9 protein-coding genes are annotated in these 9,405 nt (G+C 37.1%); 1 reads left to right on the top strand and 8 read right to left on the bottom strand.

The window, feature by feature from the left end:
- Positions 1 to 301: 301 nt before the first annotated feature.
- The 6 genes from QAI40_RS15585 to QAI40_RS15560 form a co-directional block, all read right to left on the bottom strand.
- Positions 302 to 2,218 carry a TRAP transporter permease gene (locus QAI40_RS15585; RefSeq protein ID WP_304511803.1) on the bottom strand — a complete coding sequence of 639 codons (1,917 nt, stop codon included), beginning with the start codon at positions 2,216 to 2,218 and terminating at the stop codon, positions 302 to 304.
- A 74-nt stretch (positions 2,219 to 2,292) separates the two neighbouring features.
- A complete protein-coding gene (locus QAI40_RS15580; protein ID WP_304511802.1) occupies positions 2,293 to 3,309 on the bottom strand; it encodes a TAXI family TRAP transporter solute-binding subunit in 1,017 nt (338 codons plus the stop codon).
- A 73-nt stretch (positions 3,310 to 3,382) separates the two neighbouring features.
- Positions 3,383 to 3,976, bottom strand: a complete 594-nt coding sequence (locus tag QAI40_RS15575) for a FumA C-terminus/TtdB family hydratase beta subunit (RefSeq protein WP_304511801.1) — start codon at positions 3,974 to 3,976, stop codon at positions 3,383 to 3,385.
- A 25-nt stretch (positions 3,977 to 4,001) separates the two neighbouring features.
- Positions 4,002 to 4,883: a fumarate hydratase gene (locus QAI40_RS15570; RefSeq protein ID WP_304511800.1), complete on the bottom strand. Its 882-nt coding sequence runs from the start codon at positions 4,881 to 4,883 to the stop codon at positions 4,002 to 4,004.
- A 142-nt stretch (positions 4,884 to 5,025) separates the two neighbouring features.
- On the bottom strand, positions 5,026 to 6,189 hold the full coding sequence (locus tag QAI40_RS15565) for a UxaA family hydrolase (RefSeq protein ID WP_304511799.1): 1,164 nt from the start codon (positions 6,187 to 6,189) through the stop codon (positions 5,026 to 5,028).
- Between the two features lie 2 nt (positions 6,190 to 6,191).
- Positions 6,192 to 6,470: a UxaA family hydrolase gene (locus QAI40_RS15560; protein WP_304511798.1), complete on the bottom strand. Its 279-nt coding sequence runs from the start codon at positions 6,468 to 6,470 to the stop codon at positions 6,192 to 6,194.
- A 323-nt stretch (positions 6,471 to 6,793) separates the two neighbouring features.
- On the opposite strand from QAI40_RS15560, the gene QAI40_RS15555 reads away from it, so the two are divergent.
- Positions 6,794 to 8,335: a sigma-54-dependent Fis family transcriptional regulator gene (locus QAI40_RS15555; RefSeq protein ID WP_304511797.1), complete on the top strand. Its 1,542-nt coding sequence runs from the start codon at positions 6,794 to 6,796 to the stop codon at positions 8,333 to 8,335.
- Between the two features lie 20 nt (positions 8,336 to 8,355).
- Here the strand turns inward: QAI40_RS15555 and QAI40_RS15550 are convergent, their stop codons facing one another.
- Both QAI40_RS15550 and QAI40_RS15545 read right to left on the bottom strand, forming a co-directional pair.
- A complete protein-coding gene (locus tag QAI40_RS15550) occupies positions 8,356 to 8,787 on the bottom strand; it encodes a hypothetical protein (protein ID WP_304511796.1) in 432 nt (143 codons plus the stop codon).
- A 213-nt stretch (positions 8,788 to 9,000) separates the two neighbouring features.
- The gene (locus QAI40_RS15545) at positions 9,001 to 9,291 is read right to left on the bottom strand and encodes a VOC family protein (protein WP_304511795.1); all 291 of its coding nucleotides are present in this window, start codon (positions 9,289 to 9,291) and stop codon (positions 9,001 to 9,003) included.
- Positions 9,292 to 9,405: the final 114 nt, after the last annotated feature.

The following is a 9,405-nucleotide window of genomic DNA, read 5'->3' as shown; positions in this document are numbered from 1 at the left end:
AAAAAGGGTTGAGCAACCAAACCTATTCACCTAATATTAAAAGTGGGCGACAACTCTCCTTGCCCCCTCAGGGGGCCAAGGCATACTAATCCCCTTCCAGGGGTAAACCCAAAGCCTGGCCCTCAGGGCCAGGATATTTACGTGTGTAACCCGGCAATAATGTCTGACAAGAAGCGACCATACTTCTTCTTATATCAAATTTATTTGCTTGTGTCCCGAACTTTTTAAAATTTTTAACAACCCGAATATTTACACAAAGATTGTTGTTTTAGCTATAGTTTCAGACACTTATGATTGCCTATCAACCCCGTGAACGGATACGATTATTGACTGATTTATTTCTTTTATGTAAATTATGTAATATAAAACTGATTATACCAAAACCGATCAATCCAATAATATCAGTATTAATTTCTGGTGCGAGTAATAGTAGTCCAAATAAGCCCAGAAAAAGTCTGTTTAATTTACCTATTAGAGAAAAATAATATCCTTCCATTGCAATAACCATTGAAATAGTTCCAAGAATAGCTGTAGAAAAGGACCATATTATTGCCCCGGGTGTACCGATCATTAGCAAAGCAGTATTATAAACGAACATATATGGTATAAAAAATTTCACAAAGCCTAATTTAGATGCAATTATACTTGTACGCATCACTTTTCCCTCAGCTAAAGCTGCACCGGCATATGCTGCTAATGCGACAGGTGGCGTTATTGCGCTCAATAAGGCAGAGTAGAAAACGAACATATGTGCCGCAATGGGAGCGATTCCAAACTCCACTAATGTTGGGGCAGCAATCATGGCTGCCACGATATATGCAGGAGCGGTGGGCACACCCATTCCGAGGATTAAACATGAAAACATAACCAGAAAAAGTAATAGAGGAACAATTCCCATCGAAAGGTCAGTTACAATTGTCACGAATTTAATTCCTAAACCTGTAACGTCTAATACACCAACTATAATTCCTGCACAGGCACAAGCAACGGCAATTACAACGCTATTTCGAGCTCCTGTAATAAAAACCTCGATATAATTTTTTAATGAAAGACGACTGCTTTTTCTAATACTTGCCACAATCACAAGAGTAATTGTAGCAATAAAAGCAGCTCTAAACGGTGTAAATCCCTGGACCAAAACTATCACTAATACCACTAACGGAATAATAAAATGAAAGCCTTCAATCAATATCTTTTTAATATCAGGAAATTCTTCTGAATTATCTGTAGATAAATTTAATTTAAGAGCTTCGAAATGGCATGAAGCAAAAACAGCAATGTAATATAGAATAGCTGGAAGCAGGGCTGCTTTTACAACAGTCATATAACCAACCCCTAAGATTTCAGCCATAATAAACGCAGCTGCCCCCATAATGGGAGGCATAATTTGTCCACCGGCGCTTGAAGCAGCTTCTACAGCACCTGCAAATTCTGGCGAATAGCCATTTTTTTTCATCATAGGTATAGTAATAGTTCCAGTACCGTAGACATTAGCAACAGAATGGCCAGAAATTGTTCCAAATAAACTGCTAGCCACAATAGAAACCTTGGCTGGACCTCCTGTCGATTTGCCTACTAATGCCATACTAAAGTCTATAATAAACTGTGAGGCACCTGTTTTTTCTAAAAATGCACCAAAAAGAATGAATAAGAAGACAAATGTTGCCGACACACCAACTGGTATACCAAACAAACCTTGTGTTGTTAAAAACAGATGGTCAATAAATATTAAGGGAGAAAGAGATTTTATTGTAAATGGGTATGGCAGATTGTGACCAAACAAAGCATACATTATGAAAACAATTGCTATTATAGGCAATGCCGGGCCAACAATTCGCCTTGCAGATTCCAGTGTCAATAAAATAGTAATGATCCCAAGCCAGATATCAACTGATGTGATCGGCCCCCAATACCATTCCCGGGTAGCAATCCTGTCATGGTTTAAAACCAGATATATTCCAATAATCAAACAAATTCCTGCTAAGGGTATGTCTATAAACGCATTTTTTTTGACGGACCATGATTTTTTCGTTGGTTTTATTATAAAGGCCAACGCCATAAGAGTCATTAAGTGGATAGTTCTTTGTAAATATGCATCGAACACTCCAAACCCTGCAGTATAAATCTGAAAAAGACTTATACCGACACCGAGAATAGCAATACAAATTTTTAGGATTTTAGTTGTGTCTATGTTGTTAGTATTTTGATCTTGTGGCATAGCCTCTTCCTTATCTTTATTGCAACGGTGACTCACTGTTTTTGGAGTCACCATTGCTTAAAATATTTAATAAACTATTGAACAGGTATATTTTTTTCATTGTAAAATTCAATAGCTGCAGGATGAAGCGGTAGTTTCAGACCAGTACCCATTCCTTGTCCTTTGAAGTTTGCCAAGGCATTATGATGGTTTGCATATTTTTTTTCATTTTCATAGATTGAGGTTAAAATGGCCTTTACGACATTATTGGAAACATGTCTGTTAACAACAATTTGACATGGAGTGTAAGGTACAACCACATCATCATCAATCTTTGGATAAGTTTTTGCAGGTATTATCCCTTTCCTCAAACCAAATTTATCCTGGACCATTTTTAAAATATTTTCATCCCATTTTAAAATTTTGACATCGCGTGCATGTGACAGATCCATAGCCCAGCCAATTTTTTTTGAACCTACTGCCAAAATACCGTCTGCATGTCCATCCTTAACTAAATTGACAGCATCTCCCCATGTAACAAAACTAATCCCGCCACCCCATTTTTTTGATATATCATCCCATGTGACTCCTTGTGCTTCAAATACACTTCGCCAGACAAGTTCTGTTGCAGTTCCTTTATTTAAAGTACAAAGCTTAACAGGTAATTTCTTTTGAAAAAGCTCTTCCAATGAATCTACTTGTAAATCCTTCCGTACAATTGCAAAAAAATTGAATTCATTTTGTGTAGAAAATAAAGCCATAACATTTTCTAAGTTTTTTCCATTATAAGGTGGTATTTTGTTTTCAGCCATGGCCGCCAAAGATGCTGTTGTTGCAGCGATATCACCTTCACCAGTGTTCACCCGAAAGAGATTGCCAACAAAACCACCAGGAACAACAGAAATATCAATTCTCGGATAAGTTTGTTTTGTCAATTTAGAGATACCAGTTAGCAGCATAAAGCCGACACCTCCTGGCGAAGCACCTAAACCCTTAAGAACACCAGCTGTTTTACTATCCGGACGGTCTGAGGCAAATAAATTTATAGAAGTACAAACCAAAAATACTATAACTAAAATATTACATCCAATAAGCTTAGATATTTTTTTCATTTTTTCTCCTTGTTTAAACTTTCATTTTCATTTTTTTTAATGTTTGTTATAATAGACACAGGGTTCTATCATTTTACTCAGATATTCCCAGTTGATGATAAATCTTCGGTAACCTCTTACGGGTCTCCTCCTTCACGTCATCATACAAATTGTTGCCATGGCTATCCATGGCGACAGTCAGCGGTCCAAAATCCTTTACTCGAAACTTATAAAGTGCTTCAGGATGGAGATGTTCCCAATAGACATCTTCAACTTCTTCAATCTGATCAGTTTCCAATGCTGCCGATCCACCAACAATGGCTAAATATACAGCGCCATACTTTTTCATAGCTTCTAAGCTGCCCTCGTACAAACCACCTTTACCAATAATTGCCTTTACACCATATTCTCCTATCAGCTCAGGTGTGAATCGTTCCATACGAGTGCTTGTAGTGGTTCCAATACAAATTTTTTCCCATTTATCACCCACCTTTCTTAAACTTGGGGCTGTGTGTATGCAGGGCATTCCTTCAAGGCTCACAGGTGGTTTGTTGTTTTGATCGAACATATAAATCTGAGTCAAATCCCGAAGACCAAACAATGTCCCGCTAAAAAATACAATATCGCCAGCTTGAAGTTGCTTTATTGTTTTGTTCGAAAAAGGCGTATCAAGATGGTGAGTTGTCATGATTTTTTCTCCTTCCTTGTTAAAATTAATAGCCATATTCGATCAAACCATCAGGAAAAATCGTTGCTCTTGCCCTTCGTGCCGCCCAGCATTGAGTATTGACAGCAATGGGGTTTTGTGTGATATGCGTAAAAGCGGTCTCAATATGGACTGCCAGCGTCGTGATATCACCTCCAAGCCCCATCGGCCCCCTCCCCATAGAGTTGATTGCATCTTCAAGCTCTTCTTCTAATTCAGCAATCACAGAATCCTGGTTGCGTTGCCCCACAGGCCTCACAATGGCTTCTTTGGCTAATTTCATCACAAGATCTGCTGTCCCGCCTATACCTACACCGATTATCCCAGGTGGGCATGGATTTGCACCTGTCTCAAAAACCGTATCTATAACAAATTTTTTCAGTGCAGAAACACCATGAGCAGGATAAAACATTTTCATTTTGCTCATATTTTCAGAACCAGATCCTTTTGGAACCATTAAGATCTCCAAATGATCTGTTTTTCCCAGAAAATCAAAATAGATAACCGGTAGTCCTTCTCCAACAGAAGTCTGTGGGTTTACACGTGTAAGTGGATGTGTTGAACTGCCTCTAAAAGGAAACTCTTTTGTTGCCCGCTCTGCCCCTTTATATAGGCTTGATTTGATCTTGTGACCATTCCAGGGAAAATCAGAACCGATTTTAAGCATATAAATTGGCAAACCAGTATCCTGGCAAATCAAAGTGCCATGTTTATCTGCGACTTCAATAGTTTTAAAAATAGTTTTAAAAATTTCCTTGGCTGTTGAGTTGCTTTCTTTCAGATATGCCTTATTGAGTGCATCTCTCACATCCGGTGGTAAATCACATAATGCCCGAATATATAATTCCTTTGCAACATCTTCAACTATTTTATAATCAAACATGACCATTATAAATCCTCCAAAAGGCTTTCTTCTATCCATTTAACGGGGAAACAAAGCCAGCAAACATTGGCGCGCCTGCTGGCTCCAGTTCTTATTGAGTATTTCAATAACATATCATGAAAAATGAGTTTTAATAAAGAATTTAGAATCATGCACTTTCATAAAGTTTTGTTAACACAAATTCTTCATGACCAAGTATCTCTTGGGAAGTTAAACGGCCTTCACACGTGTGAATCAAGAGCTTGATCAAATTATCACCTGACTCATCCAGTGTCATATTACCTCTGAGTATTCCAGAACAGTCATAATCGATGTGTTCGCTCATGTCTGAAGCAGTTCTTGGATTTGCAGTTAGTTTTATCACTGGCTCTATTGGATTACCGATAATGTTACCTTGACCTGTTGGAAAAAAATGTGCCACAAACCCTGCGGCAGCCCACAATGTAACTGCTTCGGCAGCAGCGCTGGATGAATCCATATACCAGAGACCCGGACCTGTAGGCGTAACTGCTTTATCCAAAGCGCCTTCGTAATTAATGGTTTTGCCGATTTTTTGAACGTTTCCGAATGCTTTTTCTTCAATGGTGGTCAGACCGCCGACAATATTCCCCTTGGTGGGTTGGCTCCCGGAAAGGTCGTCGGTTTTGTTACGGTCGATCATGGCAGCATAACGATCAAAAAAATCCATGAACTGCTGAGCAGCTTCCGGTGTTTTAGCTTTTTCTTTTACAGTATCTTCTGCGCCAGTAATCTCACTGGTTTCACCAAAAGAACAGGTGCTGCCCATATTAACCAGTTTTTCAAATGCATTACCAACAGTTGGATTAGAAGCAAGTCCTGAAGTCGTATCGGATTCACCGCATTTGGTGGACACCCAAATTTCACTCAAATCGCATTCTTCTTTTTGAAGTTCGCTTGCCCAATGGACATATTCTTTGGCTTTCCAGCTGGCCATTTCAACGGTCTTGATATCACCATGGCGTTCAATGGAAAAACCGGTAACAGGTTTGCCGGTTTTGGCAATCCCTTCTACGATAATATTGGTCCATTCCGGTTCAATACCAATAACAACAACAGCAGCCACATTGGGATTAGCACCGGTGCCGATCAGGGTTCTGAAAAATAGTTCCAGGTCTTTACCGAACTGAAGACGTCCGTATGCATGGGGAAGAGCTTTGCAGCCTTTGATATTGTGTGCCACGTTTTCAGAGGCTGCATTGCTCAAATCATCCAACGGCAGAATGACAACATGGTTACGAATACCGACACGGCCATTTTCTCGTCTGTAGGCCATTATTTTGGGATTGCTCATGATTACCACCTCCTTGTTTTCAGATTTTGAGTGTGAACGTGACCGCCTTTTTTAATGTTGGCAACAACCCTGCCAATATCAGACCCATATTTTATTATTGAAGCATCTATTTCTATATCCTTCAAAGCGATTTTATGTCCCAATGGAATATCATGCATAACCGTCATATCAATCTTTTTCTGATTATCCATATATAATCCTTGGACGACATCTCCGGATTTAATATCAACTGTTGCGACGCCTACATTGTCGTTCTCCTCGTGTACTAAAAACTGAACCATACCTTTTTCCCTCCTATAATAAATAGTTATAGTGCAATCAAAAATCCATAGGTTAATTGTGTATTCTCAAACTATGAATCAAGCTAAGAAATTATATTTGCAATTGTAGTGCCAAGAACAAAAAACCTATTAACATGTTGTAAATAAAGAATAAAATAGAATATAAATTAAATCATGCCCAAGCTAAGTGCCCGATAATGAGCACGATGCCCAATATTGGGCCAATATTGGGCTTGCCATCAGTGCGGCTTTCTGATAGTGAAACCTACATTAAAAAATTTGCGGTTTGATTAATGTCGTCTATTAGTGAAATGGAGACAACTATGCATTGGAGTAATGAGTTTCGTTATAAACTACTTTTGAAATTAAATAATGCCGCCATTTCCCATCACACAAAAGAAGGCCTTTTTAATGCAATTGCTGCTGAATTAAAAAAAAATTTTTCTCATGATCGTTTAAGCATCAATTTATACGATTCAAAATCTCGCTCTATTAGTTACTTCGCATCTGCAGATGGTATTTCTCCAAAAGGAATTTCAACAAACGAAAGCCGTTCGGTTAGCAAAGGATCAATTTCTCAGCTGGTTATAACATCTGAGAAACCCGTTATTATTGAGGATTTGACATTGTATTCTCACTTAGCATCTATTCCATCAATGATTCGAGCAAAGTTAAAAAGTACAATGGCATTTCCAATGATTATCCGTAAGGATATCATTGGAAGCATCCATTTTTCTTTTAGAAATAAGCCAAAACATATTAATGAATTAACCGAAATATTTTTTGAAGTTTCAAGACAAATAGCAATATCAGTAGAAAATATGCTAAACTATAATCAACTAAAAAAGATCAATGCTAAACTATTGCTTCAAAGACGTTTTTTAATTTCTGATATTAACGCCCAACATCAGCAGGACGAGTTTATCCATGTTTCACAGTCAATGGCAGATGTAATTCATAAATTGGAACAGGTAGCCGACACCGATATGCCTGTTTTACTTACAGGAGAAACTGGAACGGGCAAGAGCTATCTGGCAAGATATATCCACAATTTGAGCCTGCGTAAAAATCAAATCTTTGTAAAAATAAATTGCCCATCGTTGACTCCTTCATTATTTGAAAGCGAGTTGTTTGGGTATTCAAAAGGAGCATTTACAGGAGCCAATACAGATAGAATTGGAAGATTCGAAATTGCAGATGGTGGAACTATATTTTTGGATGAAATTGGTGAACTGCCTTTAGTTTTACAGGCCAAATTATTGCAGGCATTTCAAGATATGACCTTCGAACGAGTCGGTGATAGCAGAACGCGAAAAATTAATTCTCGTGTAATTTCGGCTACTAATGTGGATATAGAATCGGCAATCGAGGCGGGACTTTTTAGGCGTGATCTCCTCTATCGTATAAATACTTTTACTATCAATATTCCACCATTAAGAGAGCGGGTTGAAGACATACCGATACTAATAAAAAAAATAAATGAAATTGAATCTGAAATAAATCATAGATCGCCCCCAATCTATACTGACGAAGCGATTAAAGCATTATGCTATTTAGACTGGAGTGGTAATGTTCGTGAGCTAAAGAATTTCATTAAGCAGATTATTGTTCTTAAGCCAGGGGAAAAAATTTATAAAAAAGATGTCAGAAAAATATACGCGCCTTTTGACCGACAAAAAAAAGACACAGAAACTAACCAGTGGAAGCTTTCAAACGCGGAACGCCAACATATAGAAAAAATTCTAACTAAAACCAAAGGAGTTATTGCTGGTTCGAATGGCGCGGCAAAACTGCTTGGTCTTCCAAGATCAACTTTGCAATATCGATTAAAAACACACAGAATAAATCCTAAAAATTTCTCATAACAATGAAGGGAAAAATATTTTCATGGCCTTGATAATCCATTATCAAATTTCTTATTCTCATGAATATTTTTTGAAATAAGAGAATAGATTTGAGGTATAGGTATCTCCAAATTGTCATTATCTTGATAAATAACATCTATCATAATTGAAAGTTTACTTATACTATGTTGTGGGAGCTTTAAAAAATATGATACTAAAGCCGTCTGCTTGATAGTATCAAAACTACACATTTTAGAATTAACAATCTTTTCAGATAGCAATGACACACCTTCAATAAGACCTTTTAAATATGCATGTTTTGATTTCACTGTAAGAATTTTCCAAAGATAGCCATTATTAGTATAAAGGTTTTTTGCTTTTTCTGATTTAAAACTATTTTTCAATTTTTCTTGTGAATAAACAAGATTCGCACACAAGCATATAAAAAATAATGAGAAAAATATTTTTTTCAATTTTATAACCAATAAATTTTTTAAGTATAAGATTGATATAATTTAAATTTCTATTTGGATGTTTAGCATGGCTATGCCAAATTAATCAACAATATTGTTTGTATGGCTACAAATATATGAAATTTTATATTCATTTATACAAATTTTTTTTATGAAGCAGTCTCTGACCATACCGCAAATTCATTTCCATTTGGATCACCAAAGTGAAATCGGTTACCACCAGGGAAAGCAAATATTGGTTTTATAATTTCCCCACCTCCCACCTGCATTTTTGACTTTTGAAAGGGTTCCTCCTAAATCATTGCTGTAAAATACAATTAAAGCACTTCCATTTTCTGAAGTAGCAGATAAGGTGGATTGAAAAAAGCCACCATCAAGCCCTTCATTGGAAAAAGCAATGTGCTCTGGGCCATAATCTACAAACGACCATCCAAATACTTTTGCAAAGAACGCTTTAGTTGCTTCAAGGTCTTTTGCTGGGAACAGGGATTTAATTCCCCCCAATTTTCAAGGTTTTTTTTGCAGCCAATTTCAGGGTAAATTCCCCGCCACCATTTTAATTTCTTTCATTTAATTCCCTTAAACAATTTTAAAATAATATATAATTCCCTCTATTTA

The organism is Desulfobacula sp., assembly GCF_030611305.1.
Classification (GTDB): Bacteria; Desulfobacterota; Desulfobacteria; order Desulfobacterales; family Desulfobacteraceae; genus Desulfobacula.
Note: the sequence above shows the minus strand (reverse complement) of the source record. Positions and strands in the feature narration are given on the sequence as shown.